Genomic DNA, 17,560 nt, shown 5'->3' on the forward strand with positions numbered 1-17,560 from the left:
GGGATGAACCCCGCAGAGCTTAATGCCTTACCAGCCCCCCGATTTTGGCGACGCGTGTTTTGTAATCTTTATGAACAACTGCTTCTCGTTGGGGTTCTAGCGCTCACCTTTATGGTCCCTAATTTATTAATTGGAGTCTTATTTGGTATCGCGATTCCCAGTTGGCTCAGTTTTTTCTACCTGTATGGTGTGCTGGGGTTTTATTTTGTTTGGTACTGGCGACGTAATGGACAAACTTTGGCTATGCAAACCTGGCGCATGCAAATCGTGGCTGAGAATGGTGGGCTGCTAGCCAAAAATCAAGCCATTTGGCGTTATGTCTATGGCTCACTGTGGATTGTCCCCTGCCTAATCGTTCATGCCATCTATCCGCTAAGGGGCTGGCAAATCATTGGGCTACTGTTTACGGTTTCTCTTTTTCTATGGCCGCTCAGTATGTTTCTAGACCGCAAACATCGTCAAGGCGTACCGGATCACATGGCACAAACTAAATTAGTTCAGTTGCCGCCCAAATCAAAGGCCTCTGCGACTCCTGCTCCAAAGACTGACTAGACCTCGCGCAGGCACTCCATCGTGCTCGCGGTCTGGATCTTTTGCTGTAAGCGAAAGCCCGCCAGCAAACTGACGCACACACCGAGAACAATGCCGAGTCCAATCGCCGTTCCAAAGGAATAGAACTCGATTTCCAGTAAGTAGCGGCCCAGGGCCCACGTGGTTGCACTCGCTGCCAAGCCACCCAATAAACCCGATAGAAATCCGATGGTGGTCAGTTCAATCACCACGAGCTGCGCTAAGGTTCGTTTTGAGGCCCCCACTGCCTTGAGCAGAGCCGCATCCCGAAAACGATCGTCTTGCGTGGATCCAATCGCAGCAAAGAGCACCAAAATAGCAGCGCACAAGGTAAATACCAATAGCAAGCCCAAGGCACTCGCCAGCCGATTTAAGACCTCCTGAATTTGACGAATCGAGTTCTCAATGTCAACAATCGTTAAGTTAGGATAGGTCTGGGCCAACTTGAGATCCAAGTTCTCACGTTCTTTGGGTTGGTGATACGAGGTAATCCAAGATTTAGGGAAATCATCCAAGGCCTTCGGAGGAAAGATCACAAAGAAATTAACCTGCATGGATCCCCAATCGAGCTTGCGCATCGAGGTAATGGGTGCAGTAATTTTTTGACCAGCAATATCAAAACTCATTAGATCACCCATACGAAGATTGAGGGTCTTCGCAATACCGCTCTCAATCGAGATTTGTGGAGTGACCGAATTGCCAAACCATCGACCAGCAAGCAATTGATTGTCGTTTGGCAATTGATTGGTATACGAGAGATTGAATTCACGATCGACTAAACGGCGTGCATTATCGGTTTGGTAGTTGTCGGGCATCACCTCACGCTCATTAATGTGCGTGAGTCGACCCCGAACCATGGGATAAAGTTGCGCCTCACTAATACCGCCGGCATTTAACATGCGCTGCACGTCTGTCTTTTGATCATTCTGGATGTTGATCAAAAAACGATTTGGGGCGTTATCAGGCACATTGGCTTGCCAACTTTGCAATAAGTCTTGGCGTAACAAAAAGATCAGCAGGAGCGCCATGATGGCTAACGCTAAAGAGCTCACCTGAATCATGGCAAAGGCAGCGCGGCGCGATTGCGTACTAATTGCAAAGCGGGTCACAAAGCCGATCCTCGCTAGGTAGCGAGATTGACTAAAGCGCTCGAGACCCCACAAGCCAAGCCAAGCAAGCCCGGCAAAGAGTAAAGCACCAATCCCAAATGAACTGGTCGCCCAAACCAGCAACTTTAGGTCGCGGGTTGCCCAAAACACCAAAGCTATGCAACTAAGGAAACCAAACAGTGCGATCGATTTGGCGGCTAACGGCACTTTGCCAAACTCTCGGCGCACTAGGCGCAACGGGGAGATCTGACTTAAGGTCAAGATCGGTGGCCCAGCAAAACCAAAGAGAAGTAATAGAGCAAATGCAATGCTCCAAACGACCGGCCAAACCGAGGGTAATGGCAGACGAGTCTGAATCAGACCACCCAATAGCTGCATCAGGGCCTCTTGAGCAAACCAACCAATCAGCCCCCCAAGAATGGTAGCCGCAACGCCAATTAATGCAAGGACAAACAGTTGCTTGCGCAGAATCTGACCCTGACTCGCACCAAAGCATTTCCATACCGCGCAACTATCGGCTTGCTTGAGCACATAACGCCTGGCTGCAAGCGCGATCGCTAAGGCGCAAATCAGCGCTGTCATTAAGGCTACGATTGATAGAAAGCGCTCTGCGCGCTCCAAGGTCTTACGCATCACAGGCTGTGCATTCTCCAAGGACTCAACCCGAATACCACGTAGTTTTTGTTGTTCAATGTGATTGATGGCCCAATCTTGATAGTCCCGAATTTGGCGATCCGTTCCAGACACCAGCAAGCGATAGGTAACGCGACTCCCAAAGCCAATCAGTCCAGTGCTTGCCAAATCATCGATACCAATCATCGCTCGGGGCGCAAAGTTCATAAAGGCTGCGCCACGATCAAGTTCCCGCACAATCACTGCATCAATCCGAAATTGGCGATCACCAATGCTCAGTGAATCGCCTAACTTTGCACGCAAGGAAATTAATACGGCGGGGTCGACCCAAACCGTATTTTTGGGAGGCATTCCGGTGACCTCTTCAATCGATCGTTCATCGACCCTGCCGTCATTCATGTGACGACTAATTTGCAATTGCCCTCTGAGAGGATAGAGAGCGCTCACCGCTTTTAATGAACTTAATTTACTTTCCCCACCATAGCTCACCATGCTGGGGAATACCACCGTCTGGGCAATGTTTAGTTTCTTGGCCCTCGCCTCCTCGATCAACGCAGACGGGATCGGCTGATCCGCAGCAATTAATACATCAGCGGCGAGAAGTGTGCGGCCATCGATTTCAAAGCTGCGCTGGAGCCGATCAGCCAGAAAGCTAACGCTGGAGAGTGCCGCCACTGAGAGCACAAGGGCCACAAAGAGCCAAAAGAGCTCCTTCGCGCGCAGCTCCTTCAAGAGCATCTGCATCGATATTAAATGCTAGGCACCTGACCGCCATCTACCCGTATTACTGACCCCGTAATGTAGGAAGCGTTTTGACTCGCCAAGAATGCAGCGGTATCGCCATACTCTTTTGGATCACCATAACGACCTGCGGGAATGGTCTTCAGACTGGCACTAACGACCGCTTCGTAGGAGATGTTCTCACGCTTGGCACGCGCTTCATCGAGTTGGCGCAAGCGATCAGTGGCCACGCGACCTGGCATGACCACATTGACAGTCACACCATCGGCTGCCACCTCGGCAGCCAGGGTTTTGGACCAACCTAGTAACGCGGCACGAAGCGTATTCGAAATCGCTAAATTACGAATCGGCACGATGGCTCCAGAAGTGGTACTGGTAATAATCCGGCCCCATCGACGCTCACGCATGCCCGGCAGGACCCGATCGGTAATTTTCATGAGAGAGAGCACCATCTCCTGAAAGCTTTTTTGCCACAACTGTGGATCTTGACCGCTTGCCGTTGTTGGTGGTGGTCCACCAGTGTTATTGATCAAGATATCAATTGGACCCAGTTGGCTCTCAACCGCTTGAACATGACCATCAATCGCATTGAGATCAGCGAGATCCCAATTTAAGGCGAGCGCCTTGCCGCCAACCGATTCAATCATCTTGACCGTTTGTGCGAGACCTTCGGCATTGCGGCCGGTCACCGCAACGTTTGCACCTTCGCGTGCCAACGCGTAGGCCATTGCCTGTCCCAAGCCGCGGCTCGATGCCAGCACTAACGCAGTCTTTCCTTTAATTCCTAAATCCATCGTGTATCCCCTTATTCCTTGTTTTATTTATTGACTGACTTCGTCTGAGTCAATGGTTTTGGCAGGTTCTTTGTGCCAGCATCCAAATCGGCTTCAAACCGCTGCAAGATGGTGGCAAACGCTTGCTGCAAACCATTGGCTAGCGTACCTGGATGATTATCCTTTAAAGGAACGCGCTGTGTGTAACGGCTATTCATCAAGATGGGGTTTTGCGAGCCCGAGGATAAAACGACCAAATAGAACTCAATGCTAACAACCGCTTCTGCTTGATTGCGATAATCCCCATAAAACTCGGTGACATTGATCTGCAGGGTGTAATACGGGAAGAAAGTATTGCTTTGATTAACGGCTGCCTTAAAGATATTGGCATCGCTAATCCATTGACGCGTCGCACTCCCCACCATCTCCGCTGGATTCGAAATATACCCGTTATAGAAATCCTTCTCATAGCGCTGATCGGATAAGCGATACACCATCGATTTACCATCAAATGGTCCATTGACCGATACCGGCCCCACCTTTAACCAAAAATCGGTATTCGGTTTACGAGGCTCCCCAGTTCGTTTTGGATCAATCAACCAAGTGCTGGTTTCAAGATTGGGTCGGGTGGGGGCACAGGCCGCCAAGATGGAAATACTGGTCAACAGCACCAAGGTTTGAGTAACACGACGCAATGCAATGCTCATTTTTGAACTCCAGTTTGGGGCAAGGTAATGCGTGGTGGGGGCTCTCCCCAAACCATGCTGCTCGGATAACGACTAGCCACTTTGGCAAAATCATTCAACTGATCGGTAATTTGCTTGAGATTATCGATTGAGGTAATGGTGTCGCCTTGCATGCTCGATAAGGTTTGACGAAGAATCACTGTGGTCGCAATCACTTCGCGCATTAAGAGCTCCAGCTCTGTCTTATTGGCAACTTCATCGATTCTGCCAAGCAATATATTCAAGCGCTCAACCGATTTAGCAATCCCGGCATTGTCTTTGCCATCACCACCGATGATGGTGTTGAGATTGGTCAGTAGCACATCAAATTTTTTCTGAGTCTCAGCTAAATTCATCTCGCCCAAGTTATCCAATACCTTACGAATCCCTGAGAAGAATATGTCAGTCTGGCTGGGTAAAGAATCAATCACCAAATACTCTGGCTTCCAGTTATAGGGTAGAGCCTTGTAATTGTTCATATCGCGTACGTAATCAAGTTCGACGTAATTCACCCCGGTAATGCCCTGACTTTTCACTCGAGCGCGCAAGTCTTTGGGTAATTTTTTATCGGGTCCCAATAATTCATTCTCATCGCCATCAATTTGCATTCGAACCACGACATATTCTTTGCGCTTAGGAAAGGGTTCATTGGATTCATACAAGCTTCCTGATAAACCAATAAAGGTCACCTGCCCCACTTTCACCCCCCGAAAACGTACTGGTGCCCCCACATCCAATCCCGTAATCGATTGCTCAATATAAGTCTCTGCCATCGTTGTTTTCTTAAACAGTTGACCGGTTCCAAACACCAGAACCAACGCAAGAATGGCAGCAAAGCCCGCAAACACAAATAATCCCAAGCGAAAGTAATTTGGATTTGATTGACTCATGCTGCTTCCTTCGACATAACGCGATTAAAAAATTGATGCACTTTAGGATCGGTACTGGTATCTCGTAAGACCCGAGGATCGCCCTGCGCAATAATACTTTTTGTATCTTTGTCTAGCATAATCACCCGATCCCCAATTGCATAAATACTAGCTAACTCGTGTGACACGATCACAAACGTGATACCCAAATTTTTTGCCAAATCGAGGATGGTCTGATCTAAATCAGCGGATGTAATCGGGTCAAGGCCAGCGGACGGTTCATCTAGAAACAAAATTTTCGGGTCTAAGGCCATCGCGCGCGCGATCGCCGCACGCTTTTGCATCCCTCCACTAATCTCGCTTGGCATATAGTTGGCATACGGTAGTAAGCCCACCAGATCCAATTTGCAACGCGCTAACAGATCCATCTCATCATCACTGAGTTCGGTGTACTCCTCCATAAAGAGTCGAACGTTTTCAAGGAGGGTCATCGAACCAAATAATGCACCCTGCTGATACATCACCCCAAAATGCGTCATGATGTCTTGGCGTTCCTGACCAATCGCCTGGGTAATGTTCATGCCCTCAATCCAAACATCGCCTGCAAGGGGTTGATAGAGCCCGAAGAGATTTTTAAGTAAGCTCGACTTACCACAACCAGATCCACCAAGAATAATAAAGATCTCGCCATCGGCTACCGAGAAATTGAGGTTCTGTAACAGTACTTTGCTGCCATAACCGACGGTTAGATTTTTGACCTCAATTGGATTCATTAGAAACCTGTTCGATACGAGACATAGGCAAAAATACCATCCACCACCGTAATCATCACAATGCTACTTACTACCGCTCGGGTGGTCGAAATACCTACTGCTGCTGCTCCAGTGCCCGTTTGCATACCCCGCAAACAGCCCACACTCGCAACCACGACGCCAAATAGGGTGGCTTTCGTTAATCCAGAAAAAATATCCTCAAGTACCACGGTATTTAAGACGCCCTCATAGAAGTTCACTAAGGGTACGCCATAGATCATCATCGTGAGTGAGGATGAAAAGACGCTCACCAGGTCGGCATAAATGGTCAAGATGGGTGCCACCACCAAACCCGCTAAGACCCGGGGTAGAACCAAAAAACGAATGGGGTTTAATCCAGCAGTTACAAGGGCATCCACTTCACTATTGACGGTCATGGTACCGATTTCAGCTGCAAATGCGGCAGACGATCGTCCTGCTAATAGGATGGCAGTAATGAGGGGCCCCAACTCCCGAAAGATCCCTAAGGAAACAAGCGGGCCGACAAAGGTAATGGCTCCAAACTTTTCCATGCCGATGGCTGACTGAAAGGACAAAATCACACCAATCAGAAATGCCACCAAGCCAACAATTGGCATCGCAGCGAGACCCGCTTGCACAGCAACGCTGGCAAAATCTTGCCAACGGACTTTCAGGGGGTTGCGTGCAGCCCAAGCGAGTTCGCTAGCAACCTGACCGGTAAAAAAGATAATGCCCCGGATATCGTTCCAAAATAAGATCACTGCCTTGCCAGTTTTAACCAGCATCCCCTCATCGGGAACCGCATCTTCCTTTGGAAATAATTTTTCAAACGGTGCAAAGCGTTTTAATTGATTTTGATGGGTAGTACTAAATCCTTGCAGTTCGGTTGTTCCACCATTTAGTGCTTGGGCATGTTGCAGATCGATGATAAATGCCAGGCCTGCACCATCAATGTAATCAATGGCTGCACCATTAATTTGTAGCGTTTTGTTCTCACGCCCCTGCCCCAACCATTGCATTTGACGATCTCGAACGTCTTGCCAGGTTTGGCCCAAGGTATCGGCACTGATGCGACCGGACAGGGTGACATAAGCAGTCAGCCCGGATACTTGCCAGTTTGCAACTGGGGCTTGTGAAGTGGTGGTGAAAGAAGCCATATTCTGACTATTAAAGCAAAGAATCGTGACTTAGAAACAATTTGCCGCTGGGGCAAATCTTGGAATATGGCGCGGCTGGCAGGATTCGAACCCACGACCCCTTGGTTCGTAGCCAAGTACTCTATCCAACTGAGCTACAGCCGCATCAGGCAGAATTATGCCATGGATACGAAGAACTACATCACACCTGCTGGGCATGAGGCTCTAAAAACCGAGCTTTTGCAGCTTTTGGACCATGAGCGTCCTGAAATTGTGCAGGTGGTGCATTGGGCGGCATCCAATGGAGACCGCTCAGAAAATGGCGATTACATCTACGGTAAGAAACGTTTGCGTGAGATCGATCGGCGCATTCGCTTCCTAAATCAACGCCTTGAGAATGCTGTTGTGGTCAATAACCAAGAACGCATTGCAAATGGCGGTGATCCGGAACAGATTTTCTTTGGGGCAACGGTTTTTTATAGTGATAGCGATGGGGTTGATACCCAAATTCGGATTGTTGGCGTCGATGAAGTTGATCTTGAAAAAGGTTATGTGAGCTGGATCTCACCAATTGCTAAAGCATTAATCAAAGCCAAGGTAGGTGATACGGTCCGTATTCAAACACCAGCGGGTGCCAAAGAAATTGATATTCTGGATGTGCGTTACGAAGACTGCTAAACGCTTTTATTACGGATTACCCGAAACACATCAGCATTCGCGCGCAAGCCCCGCAATACGCGCGAGAGGTGCAACCGGTTTAGCACCTGAATCGTAAAGCGCATCGTCACCGAGTCTTCTTTGTATTTATCGTCCATTGAGACATTGAGGATGTTGGAGTCAGCTGAGGTAATCGAACTGGCAACACGTGCCAGCACCCCTTTTCCTTGCTTGGTATCGACCGTAATGGCCACATCAAACTCTCGGTTGGTATCCTTACTCCATTGCACACCAACCCACTTATCACTATCTTTGGACAGCATGCGATGAGCGACCTTGCAGTCCTGAGTGTGGATTTGTAAACCCTCACCCTTACCAAGGTAGGCCATGATGTCATCACCCGGAATCGGGTGACAGCAGCTTTGAAAACTCACGGACATGCCCTCACGCCCATCGACCACCAGAGATTGTGTTTGTGTCTCTTGATCTGAGCTACCCCAATCATTTGAGCCCAAGCGCATTTGCTCAGCCCCGCCATCTTCACCAATCAGAATCTTTAGACGGGTAGCCAACTCGGCAGCAGTACGTCGACCCAGCACAATATTGACGCAGACCTCCTCACGCGATTTATCACCCGTCCAATGGAGTAACTTTTCCCAAATCTCGGGGGTGAGGAGCCCCGCATCAACGCCTTGCTGTCGCAGCGCGCTCGCCAATAAACGTTCGCCCAATTGCAGTGCCTCGGCATAGTGCTTGGTCTTTAATGAATGTCGGATGGCCGCACGGGCTTTACCGGTGCGTACAAACTCCAACCACCCTGGATTGGGCTGCGAGGATGTAGAGTTGATCACTTCCACAATATCCCCATTTTTGAGTTCGGTGCGCAGTGGCAATTGCAAATTATTGATCTTGACCGCCACGCAGGTATTACCAAGATCACTATGAATCGAGTAAGCAAAGTCGAGGGCGGTCGCGCCCCGTGGCAAGGCACGTATTTGTCCTTTCGGGGTAAACACATAAACAGCGTCGGGGAATAAATCAATCTTGACGTGCTCTAAAAATTCTTGCGAGTCACCGCTGTTATCCTGAATATCAACCAAGGACTGTAACCATTGGTGAGCGCGGTTTTGCACTTCACTCAGTTCGGGTGAGCCCTCTTTATAGGCCCAATGGGCTGCTACTCCAGACTCAGCTACAGCATGCATATCCGCTGTACGCACCTGAAACTCCACCGGCACTCCGGATGGGCCTACTAGGGTAGTGTGCAAGGACTGGTAGCCATTGAGTTTAGGAATCGAGATGTAATCCTTGAACTTCCCAGGCATGGGCTTATAGATGGAGTGCAAAATACCAAGGGCCCGGTAGCATTCATCCACGGTTCGTACCGTGACTCGGAAAGCATAAACATCTAAGACCTGCGAGAAGCTCAAATGCTTACTACGCATTTTGTTGTAGATACTGAATAAGGTTTTCTCACGACCCTGCAAATCAACCTCAATGCCAGCCTTGGCAAATTGCATCCGCACCGCATCCAGTATCTTGTCCACCATCTCGCGGCGATTGCCCCGCGCCTTCTTCACTGCTTTTTCAATGGCCCGAAAGCGCATGGGCATCGAGTGTTTAAAGCTAATGTCTTGCAAATCACGGTAGATTAAGTTGAGTCCCAGACGGTGTGCGATCGGGGCGTAGATTTCCATGGTCTCCAATGCAACCCGGCGCCGTTTTTCAATCGGTACCGCATCAAGGGTATGCATATTGTGGGTTCGGTCAGCTAACTTGACCAAGATGACCCGCACATCACGGGCCATGGCCATAAACATTTTCCGAAAGCTCTCGGCTTGGGCCTCAGCATGACTCTGGAACTCTAATTTATCGAGTTTGGTTAAGCCCTCAACCAGCTCAGCCACCTTCGCGCCAAACTGATTCACGAGGTCAGTCTGGGTGCAACCAGAATCCTCAATCACATCGTGTAGCAAAGCGGCCATGATACTTTGGGCATCTAAGCGCCAGGTTGCACAGAGCTCAGCGACCGAGACCGGATGGCTAATGTAAGGCTCCCCGCTATGGCGATATTGGCCCAAGTGCGCCGCATCCGCAAACTGAAAGGCTCTCTTAATTTGGTTAATTTCCTCGGGCTTCAAATACTGAAGCTTCTCGGTCAAGCTCGCAATCGATACAACCTGTTGCTTAGGCGGTAAGGTCGGTTGCGAGGTGGGGCCAAAGAGATGGCGGCTGGATTGCTCCAGTAGGGATGCAATCACGCTTTGAGCGGGATTGGCGCTTGGTAAAGACTTGCTTGTGCGTGTCTGGCTAGACGAGACTTCGTCTAGCGAACCCGTTGTGGTGACTGTTGACGCCACAGCGGGACCCTCGGATTAGAGAGGTACTTTGGTCAGCATATCCCGATCGGTTACCCCAACAGCAATCTCACGCAATGCAACGACGGTTGCCTTATCTTTTGCGTCGACTCGGGCTGCGTGACCCTGAACCAATTGGCGGGCGCGATAGGTGCCTGCAAGGACCAACTCAAAACGATTGGGAATGGTTTTTAAGCAATCTTCTACAGTAATACGGGCCATTCTGAACTCACTTATTTAGATTAATACCGATAGGATACCCGATGACTGCCGATCATGCCCCAAGACGCTTGACCAAGGCTGGGTATCGGGCCATCATCGGCCCCGTCCGCAACCGGCTGGCAGCCACAATCGCCTGCAGGTCTCTTAGGGCGTCTGCAAAGACCTCATTAATCACGATGAAGTCGGCCTCATGGGCGTGTTGCAACTCAATGTGGGCGGCTGCGACACGTTTTGCAATCGTGAGCTCGTCATCCTGGCCCCGTTTATGTAAACGCTCCTCAAGAGCCTCAATCGATGGCGGGAAGATAAATACCCAAATCGCCTGGGGGATTAGCTTACGAATTTGCTGAGCACCCTGCCAGTCGATTTCCAGAATCACATCCTGGCCTTGTTGCATTTGGCCCTCAATCCAGGAACGCGAAGTGCCATAGAGATTACCGTGCACTTGCGCAGACTCCAGAAAATCACCGGCGGCCTGTTTAGCCAAAAATGCCTCTTTTGTAATGAAGGAGTAATCACGGCCATCTAGCTCACCGGCGCGCGGTGCACGCGTGGTACACGACAGCGATAGTTGTAAGCGATGATCGGACTCGAGTAGCGCATTCACTAAAGAGGATTTGCCAGCCCCCGAAGGAGCCACGATCATCCACATACTGCCCTGGTAGGTATTTGGAGCACTCATCGTCATTACTCCAAATTTTGCACCTGCTCGCGCATTTGCTCAATCAATAATTTGAGCTCCAATGCGGTGTTCGTGCAATCCTCATGAACCGCTTTGGATCCAAGGGTATTGGCCTCGCGATTGAGCTCCTGAATCAAGAAGTCTAAACGCTTGCCCACAGCCCCACCCTCTGCAATCGCGGTCCTTGCCACCTGAATATGCGTTTTGAGACGAGCCAATTCTTCGGCGACATCAATGCGAACTGCATACAAGACGACCTCTTGCCGAATGCGCTCCATCAGATCGGCATTAAAGGGGATATTGGCTTGCGTTGCATGCACACCCAAGGCTTCCTCAATCCGTCCCACTAATTTGTTTTGGTAGAGGGTCACAATCTCTGGAATACGGGGCTCAAGTTTGGTCACCATGCCTTGCATCGCATCGAGAGCGTTCGTTAAAACCTTGGCTAGCGCTTGGCCCTCAACCTGCCGCGATTGCAGCAGCTGGCGCAAGGCCTCTTCGCCTGCTTGAAGGGTTACTTGTTGCCACTGATCCTCTGCGGTCTCAGAATCTACCACTACGCCTGGATAGCGCAGGATGTCGGCGACACGTAACTCTTCGGCCGAAGGAAATTGCCCCTGAATCTTGGTTTGCGCTTCTTTTAAGGCCATCAGTTTGGCTGGGTCGATCGCGATGGTTTGGGAGCGAGTATGCTCGCTCGAGCTCTGCCGCCAAGCTGCCCGAAACTCAACCTTACCGCGCTTTAAATGTTTATTGAGGAGCTCCCGCAAAGCGCCTTCGGCAGCACGGCACTCATCGGGCATCCGAAAGCTCAGATCCAAAAAGCGACTATTAACCGCCCGGATCTCGACCTGCAGATTGGCATAACTCCCCTCGCCCATTTCAATGGGATGGGAGGCGCTGCCATAGCCGGTCATGCTCGATATCATGTAGGCATTGTAAATTGCAAAAAAGGAGTTCCCCCATGAATCGTCCCAGCCAACGCCAAGCACGCGATCTACGGCCCATTACCATTACCCGCTCCTTTACAAAACACGCAGAGGGTTCGGTCTTAATCGAATTTGGGGATACCAAGGTTCTTTGTACCGCGAGCGTTCTTGAAAAGGTACCGCCTCATCAAAAAGGCTCTGGTGAGGGTTGGGTTACTGCTGAGTACGGTATGTTGCCCCGCTCCACCCACACTCGCTCCGATCGTGAGGCCGCCCGGGGTAAGCAAAGTGGGCGTACTCAAGAGATTCAGCGGCTGATTGGTCGCGCCATGCGCAGTGTCTTTGACCTCAAACGACTCGGTGAGCGCACCATTCATCTCGATTGCGATGTGCTACAAGCCGATGGTGGGACACGCACCGCAGCGATAACTGGTGCTTATGTTGCCGCCCGCGATGCGGTCAATCATTTACTTCATCAGAAGACGATCGCCTCCGACCCGATCATTGATAGCGTTGCAGCAATCTCAGTGGGTATTTATCAGGGCGTTCCGGTCCTCGATCTCGATTACGCCGAGGACTCAGACTGCGATACCGATATGAACGTGGTCATGACCGGTCGTGGCGGCATGATTGAAGTGCAAGGAACTGCTGAAGGTGCTCCATTCTCACGCTCCGAGCTCGAGGCATTATTAAATCTTGCCCAAGCAGGCATTGAGGAACTAACACGCATTCAGAAAAATGCCTTAGCCGCATGAGTCAACGTTTGGTCTTGGCTTCGAATAATGCTGGGAAGCTGAGAGAGTTTTCACAACTGTTTAAATCCTTTGCAATTGAACTCATTCCTCAGGGACAACTTGGGATTGGCGCAGCAGAGGAGCCCTTTGACCGCTTTATTGATAATGCCCTAGCGAAGGCACGGCATGCCAGCAAGGCCAGCGGTCTTCCCTCCATTGCCGATGACTCCGGCATTTGTGTGGATGCCTTAGGCGGTGCACCCGGTGTGCGCTCAGCCCGCTTTGCCGGTGAGCACTGCTCGGATTTGGATAACAACCAAAAGCTACTGTCTTTACTCGCAGGCGAGGTAAATCGTGGGGCACACTATGTATGTGCCTTGGTGGTGGTTCGCGAGGCCGATGATCCCAATCCCATCATTGTTGAAACTCGCTGGGATGGTCAGATCATCGACGAAGCTCGCGGCAAACATGGCTTTGGCTACGACCCCTACTTTTATCTCCCTGAACTACAGATGACCGCAGCAGAACTCAGTCCCGAGCGTAAGAATGCCATTAGCCATCGAGGGCAGGCGCTGGCTCAACTCATGGAGCAATTAGAGAAAGATCCGTTTTTTCAAAAGCCTAATGATTAACTCTGGTATAGCATTGACTGCACTTCCTCCTCTCTCGCTTTATATCCACTTCCCATGGTGTGAGCGTAAGTGCCCCTATTGCGACTTTAATTCGCATCAGGTCAAGGATGGCGGATTTAATGAGGGCCGTTACATTGAAGCGCTGGTGGCCGATCTCCAAACCGAACTTCCCAATGTATGGGGTCGTCGAGTCCATACGATTTTTATTGGGGGCGGCACTCCCAGCCTCTTATCCCCCAAGGGTCTTGATGATCTCTTATCGCATGTAAGAGCACTCATCCCCATCGAGCCTCACGCTGAAATTACACTCGAGGCCAATCCGGGTTCAGTCGAGTCGAGCAAGTTTGCTGAATTTGCTAGTATCGGCATCAACCGTGTGTCCTTAGGAATACAGAGCTTTAACTCAGATCATCTCAAGGCATTGGGGCGGATCCATAATGAATATGATGCGCGCCGTGCCATTGAAATCGCACACAATCATTTTGAACGCATCAATATTGATCTGATGTACGCCCTTCCCAAGCAGACCCTGCGCGAGGCCCAGGCTGATCTTCAAGAAGCCATCTCATTTGATGTCTCGCATCTATCGCTCTACCACCTAACACTCGAACCAAATACCTATTTTGCGAGTCACCCACCTGTGCTTCCGCACGAGGATGAAAGCGATGCCATGTTTGAATCCGCTCTAGAGACGCTTGCGGCAAATGGCTATGCTCGATATGAGGTGTCGGCGTACAGCAAGACCAAGCAACAGTGCAAACATAATCTCAACTATTGGGAGTTTGGTGACTATATTGGTATTGGTGCGGGTGCACATGGCAAGATCTCATATCCGGATCGAGTGACACGGCAGATTCGTGAGCGCCACCCTGAGACTTATATGAGCAAGATGATTGAACAAGGTCATGCTGTCATTGAAAACCGTTTACTCACGCAAGACGATTTGCCCTTTGAGTTCATGTTAGGAGCATTAAGACTGATTGATGGGGTGCCAACAGCAATGTTCTCGGAGCGAACGGGTCTCGGGCTCAATGCGATTAGCAAATCGATTACAGACGCTCTTCGCAAGGGCCTTTTGGACGAGGACCCAATGCGACTCAAAGCTAGCCCACTGGGCATGCGCTATCTCAATGACCTGCAGGAATTGTTCTTGAAATAGATGATGGCGGAAGCGGTGAGATTCGAACTCACGGAGGACTTTCATCCTCGCCAGTTTTCAAGACTGGTGCATTCAACCACTCTGCCACGCTTCCTCTGAAGGAGCAATTATAGGGGAGTTGAAGCTTGGATGAAGAATTGAGGCCTAAGGATTAAGCAAACCCTTTAGATACTTCGCGATTGCCAAACTTGAGGTGAGTGCGGGTGACTCAAAGCCAAAGAAGTTGTAGAGACCTTCAATTCCATGCTCATTGGGCCCATCGATCCGAAAGTCCCCTGCGGGTTGATCTTTCGATACGATCTTGGCGCGTACGCCTGAATAATCGGCCTGCAACGCTCCGTCTTGAAGACCTGGCCAGTACTGTCGGATGGCTGCATAGAATCGCTCACCGCGAGTGGGATCGACTGCGTAATTAATTTGATCTTCCGCATCGATATCAAGCCATTCCACATCGGGGCCAAACTTAGCCTGCCCCGCCATATCGAGGGTCAAATGCACCCCTAATCCGCCCGGCTCTGGGACGGGATAAATTAAATGTCGAAATGGTGACTTACCTGCTAAGGAGAAATAGTTGCCTTTTGCAAAATAGGCTTTGGGAATGTGCTCGGCCGATATTCCATGAATGCGTTGCGCTACGGCCGGCGCACTCATACCCGCACAATTAATTAGATACTTAGTTTGCAGTTGTATCGCATCGGCACCGCCCACCTCTAGCTCAAAACCTCCAGGAATGACGCGCGCATGATTTAAGGGAGACAAATAAGCAACCATTCCCCCTGCATCCTCAAAACCACCAAGCAGTGAGAGCATATAGGCATGACTATCCACAATGCCAGTCGTTTTAGACAAAATCGCTGCCGCAACGCGCAGGTCGGGCTCTAACGCATTGGCTTCTTTAGCTGTGATGAGACTGATTTCGCGTGCCCCATTTTGCTGAGCACGATAGAAAATCCCGTGCAGATCATCAACCTGCTGTGGATCGCTTGCCACAATTAATTTACCGTAGCGCTGGGTTCCCACCTGATGGTCGCGACAATACTCATAGAGCATGCGATTACCCTCAACGCACAGTTTTGCTTTTAACGAATCCTTGGGGTAATAAATACCGGCATGGATGACTTCGCTATTTCTGGAACTGCTAATGGTTCCAAACGATGCTTCGCGCTCCAGCAATACGGTTTCATGACCTTGTAATGCCATTTCTCGGGCGACAGCCAAGCCCACGACTCCCGCCCCAACGACGACACAATCTAGCTTATCCATAGTGATTTGTTATTTTTTGATGCCAAATCGTACCATTTCACCGAAATTCAATCCTGATGCTTTTTAAGCCCTTATTGATAGAATCTATATATGACCGCATCTTCTAACGCAGAATCATTTGACAACCCCTCAACTGCGGTTTTTGGTTCCCTGCAAGCAGCGAACATCGTTCTAGATCTCGCCTATCAGGGGATTGAGCCCGAGGATTGGAAGAAGCTATTTTCTAAAGCAGAGCAAGCGCAGGTCCGTCATCATTTAAACGCTGTCTTTGCTGGCGAGCACGTCAATACCAGTGAGCATCGCCCTGCACTTCATACGGCGCTGCGCAATCTTGATAAAAACCCGATTCTGGTCGATGGCAACGATGTGATGGCAGAGATCGCCGAGGTCTGGCAGCGAATCGAGGGCTTATCCAATCAATGGGTGGGCGTCACGGATTTAATTCATATTGGGATTGGGGGCTCAGACTTTGGCCCACGCCTTGCTGTACAAGCGCTAGCCCATTCAGCGAATAAGCTAAATCGCGGTATGCGGGTTCATTTTGTGGCCAATGTGGATAGCGCTGAGCTGAGTCATGTATTAGAACGTGCTCAGGCGAATAGTACTAAGGTATTGATTGTGTCCAAATCATTTGGGACGGCTGAGACCTTAATGAATGCACGCGCTGTTCTGAATTGGTTCAAAGCGAAGAACCTCACCAACTCGCAGATCCAAAACTCTCTATTTGCAATCACCAGTAATGTCCAAGCGGCAGAAGACTTTGGCATTCAAGCGGAGCATGTCTTTCCATTTTGGGATTGGGTGGGTGGTCGATTCTCCGTATGGTCTGCCGTTGGTCTACCGATTGCTTTGCAATACGGGTTTGATACCTTCAAACAATTTTTGTTGGGAGCTAATCACATGGACCGCCATGCGATTAGTGCTCGTCCAGAGCAAAATCTTCCGATCCTAATGGCATTGGCTTTGTACTATCAGCAAACCAAACATCATTCCAAAGCCTATGCTGTCATTCCATACGCCCATGCCTTAGAACTCTTCCCGTACTGGTTGCAGCAATTGGATATGGAAAGCAATGGTAAGCAAGTCGATCGCCTGGGTAAGCCGGTGTCACTAAGTTCCCCCGTCGTCTTTGGTAGCGCCGGCACCAATGCGCAGCATTCGTATTTTCAGTTACTGCATCAAGGCCCAGAATGCATTCCTGTTGATCTGATTGCCATTAAGGAGCCGATGAGCGCTTTACCAGAAGCCAAAGATCATCACCATGCTCTCTTAGCCAATTGCTTGGCACAAGCTCAAGCCTTAGCCTTAGGTCGTGATGCTAGCGACCCCAATCTCAGCTATCCTGGAAAGCGTCCTAGTAATTTAATCGTGCTGCCTAAACTTGATGCCTATCATTTGGGTGCTTTACTTGCCCTTTACGAGCACCGTGCCGTTTGCTTGGGAGCGCTATGGGGTATTAATAGCTTTGATCAGCCCGGGGTTGAGCTCGGCAAGGTGCTAGCCAAACCCATAGAGCGCGCTCTTCAAGAAAAAGATGGTTCCAGTGCTGAATTTGACTCCATCACTGCTGCCAGAATCCATTACTTCCAGAAATAA

At 50.0% G+C, this 17,560-nt stretch carries 17 protein-coding genes and 2 tRNA genes; 6 read left to right on the top strand and 13 right to left on the bottom strand.

The features are described from left to right. Window positions 1-3: 3 nt before the first annotated feature. A complete protein-coding gene (locus tag QUE61_RS06575; RefSeq protein ID WP_286306457.1) occupies window positions 4-552 on the top strand; it encodes an RDD family protein in 549 nt (182 codons plus the stop codon). Here the strand turns inward: QUE61_RS06575 and QUE61_RS06580 are convergent. The 7 genes from QUE61_RS06580 to QUE61_RS06610 form a co-directional block, all read right to left on the bottom strand. Then, on the bottom strand, window positions 549-3,056 hold the full coding sequence (locus QUE61_RS06580) for an ABC transporter permease (protein ID WP_286306458.1): 2,508 nt from the start codon (window positions 3,054-3,056) through the stop codon (window positions 549-551). The genes QUE61_RS06575 and QUE61_RS06580 overlap by 4 nt on opposite strands. 5 nt (window positions 3,057-3,061) lie before the next feature. Then, window positions 3,062-3,847 (bottom strand): SDR family oxidoreductase, encoded by a 786-nt coding sequence (locus tag QUE61_RS06585; protein ID WP_286306459.1) that lies wholly within the window; start codon window positions 3,845-3,847, stop codon window positions 3,062-3,064. A 23-nt stretch (window positions 3,848-3,870) separates the two neighbouring features. Further along, on the bottom strand, window positions 3,871-4,533 hold the full coding sequence (locus tag QUE61_RS06590) for an ABC-type transport auxiliary lipoprotein family protein (protein ID WP_286306460.1): 663 nt from the start codon (window positions 4,531-4,533) through the stop codon (window positions 3,871-3,873). Then, the gene (locus QUE61_RS06595; protein ID WP_286306461.1) at window positions 4,530-5,441 is read right to left on the bottom strand and encodes an MlaD family protein; all 912 of its coding nucleotides are present in this window, start codon (window positions 5,439-5,441) and stop codon (window positions 4,530-4,532) included. Before QUE61_RS06595 ends, QUE61_RS06590 begins: the two co-directional genes overlap by 4 nt. Then, the gene (locus tag QUE61_RS06600; protein ID WP_286306462.1) at window positions 5,438-6,193 is read right to left on the bottom strand and encodes an ABC transporter ATP-binding protein; all 756 of its coding nucleotides are present in this window, start codon (window positions 6,191-6,193) and stop codon (window positions 5,438-5,440) included. The genes QUE61_RS06595 and QUE61_RS06600 overlap by 4 nt, the downstream gene beginning before the upstream one ends. Further along, entirely contained in the window at window positions 6,193-7,350 is a 1,158-nt protein-coding gene (locus QUE61_RS06605; protein ID WP_286306463.1) for an ABC transporter permease, read from the bottom strand. Before QUE61_RS06605 ends, QUE61_RS06600 begins: the two co-directional genes overlap by 1 nt. 67 nt (window positions 7,351-7,417) lie before the next feature. After that, window positions 7,418-7,494 (bottom strand) — tRNA-Arg (locus QUE61_RS06610). An 18-nt stretch (window positions 7,495-7,512) separates the two neighbouring features. On the opposite strand from QUE61_RS06610, the gene greB reads away from it, so the two are divergent. Further along, window positions 7,513-8,007, top strand: a complete 495-nt coding sequence (gene greB, locus QUE61_RS06615; RefSeq protein WP_286306464.1) for a transcription elongation factor GreB — start codon at window positions 7,513-7,515, stop codon at window positions 8,005-8,007. On the opposite strand, the gene QUE61_RS06620 is transcribed toward greB, so the two are convergent. The 4 genes from QUE61_RS06620 to QUE61_RS06635 all read right to left on the bottom strand — a co-directional run bounded on the left by QUE61_RS06620 (window position 8,004) and on the right by QUE61_RS06635 (window position 12,176). Continuing rightward, window positions 8,004-10,247 carry a RelA/SpoT family protein gene (locus QUE61_RS06620; protein ID WP_286308322.1) on the bottom strand — a complete coding sequence of 748 codons (2,244 nt, stop codon included), beginning with the start codon at window positions 10,245-10,247 and terminating at the stop codon, window positions 8,004-8,006. The genes greB and QUE61_RS06620 overlap by 4 nt on opposite strands. Window positions 10,248-10,361: 114 nt before the next feature. Continuing rightward, a complete protein-coding gene (gene rpoZ, locus QUE61_RS06625) occupies window positions 10,362-10,565 on the bottom strand; it encodes a DNA-directed RNA polymerase subunit omega (RefSeq protein ID WP_108508758.1) in 204 nt (67 codons plus the stop codon). 52 nt (window positions 10,566-10,617) lie between these two features. Beyond that, window positions 10,618-11,247, bottom strand: coding sequence for a guanylate kinase (gene gmk, locus QUE61_RS06630; RefSeq protein ID WP_458574708.1), 630 nt, complete (start codon window positions 11,245-11,247; stop codon window positions 10,618-10,620). Window positions 11,248-11,252: 5 nt separating this feature from the next. Beyond that, window positions 11,253-12,176, bottom strand: coding sequence for a YicC/YloC family endoribonuclease (locus tag QUE61_RS06635; RefSeq protein WP_286306466.1), 924 nt, complete (start codon window positions 12,174-12,176; stop codon window positions 11,253-11,255). Between the two features lie 35 nt (window positions 12,177-12,211). On the opposite strand from QUE61_RS06635, the gene rph reads away from it, so the two are divergent. From rph to hemW, 3 genes are read left to right on the top strand one after another with little or no spacing between them, the layout of a single operon-like run. Next, on the top strand, window positions 12,212-12,931 hold the full coding sequence (gene rph, locus QUE61_RS06640) for a ribonuclease PH (protein ID WP_286306467.1): 720 nt from the start codon (window positions 12,212-12,214) through the stop codon (window positions 12,929-12,931). After that, window positions 12,928-13,542: an RdgB/HAM1 family non-canonical purine NTP pyrophosphatase gene (gene rdgB / locus QUE61_RS06645; RefSeq protein WP_286306468.1), complete on the top strand. Its 615-nt coding sequence runs from the start codon at window positions 12,928-12,930 to the stop codon at window positions 13,540-13,542. Before rph ends, rdgB begins: the two co-directional genes overlap by 4 nt. Then, on the top strand, window positions 13,535-14,701 hold the full coding sequence (gene hemW / locus QUE61_RS06650) for a radical SAM family heme chaperone HemW (protein WP_286306469.1): 1,167 nt from the start codon (window positions 13,535-13,537) through the stop codon (window positions 14,699-14,701). Before rdgB ends, hemW begins: the two co-directional genes overlap by 8 nt. 4 nt (window positions 14,702-14,705) lie before the next feature. On the opposite strand, the gene QUE61_RS06655 is transcribed toward hemW, so the two are convergent. Together QUE61_RS06655 and QUE61_RS06660 are read right to left on the bottom strand one after the other, a co-directional pair. Next, window positions 14,706-14,795 (bottom strand) — tRNA-Ser (locus tag QUE61_RS06655). 50 nt (window positions 14,796-14,845) lie between these two features. After that, window positions 14,846-15,964 carry an NAD(P)/FAD-dependent oxidoreductase gene (locus QUE61_RS06660; RefSeq protein WP_286223229.1) on the bottom strand — a complete coding sequence of 373 codons (1,119 nt, stop codon included), beginning with the start codon at window positions 15,962-15,964 and terminating at the stop codon, window positions 14,846-14,848. Between the two features lie 90 nt (window positions 15,965-16,054). Between QUE61_RS06660 and pgi the strand changes: the two genes are divergently transcribed. Then, entirely contained in the window at window positions 16,055-17,560 is a 1,506-nt protein-coding gene (gene pgi, locus QUE61_RS06665) for a glucose-6-phosphate isomerase (protein WP_286306470.1), read from the top strand.

The sequence above is a fragment of the Polynucleobacter sp. HIN5 genome, from assembly GCF_030297555.1.
Lineage (GTDB): Bacteria > Pseudomonadota > Gammaproteobacteria > Burkholderiales > Burkholderiaceae > Polynucleobacter.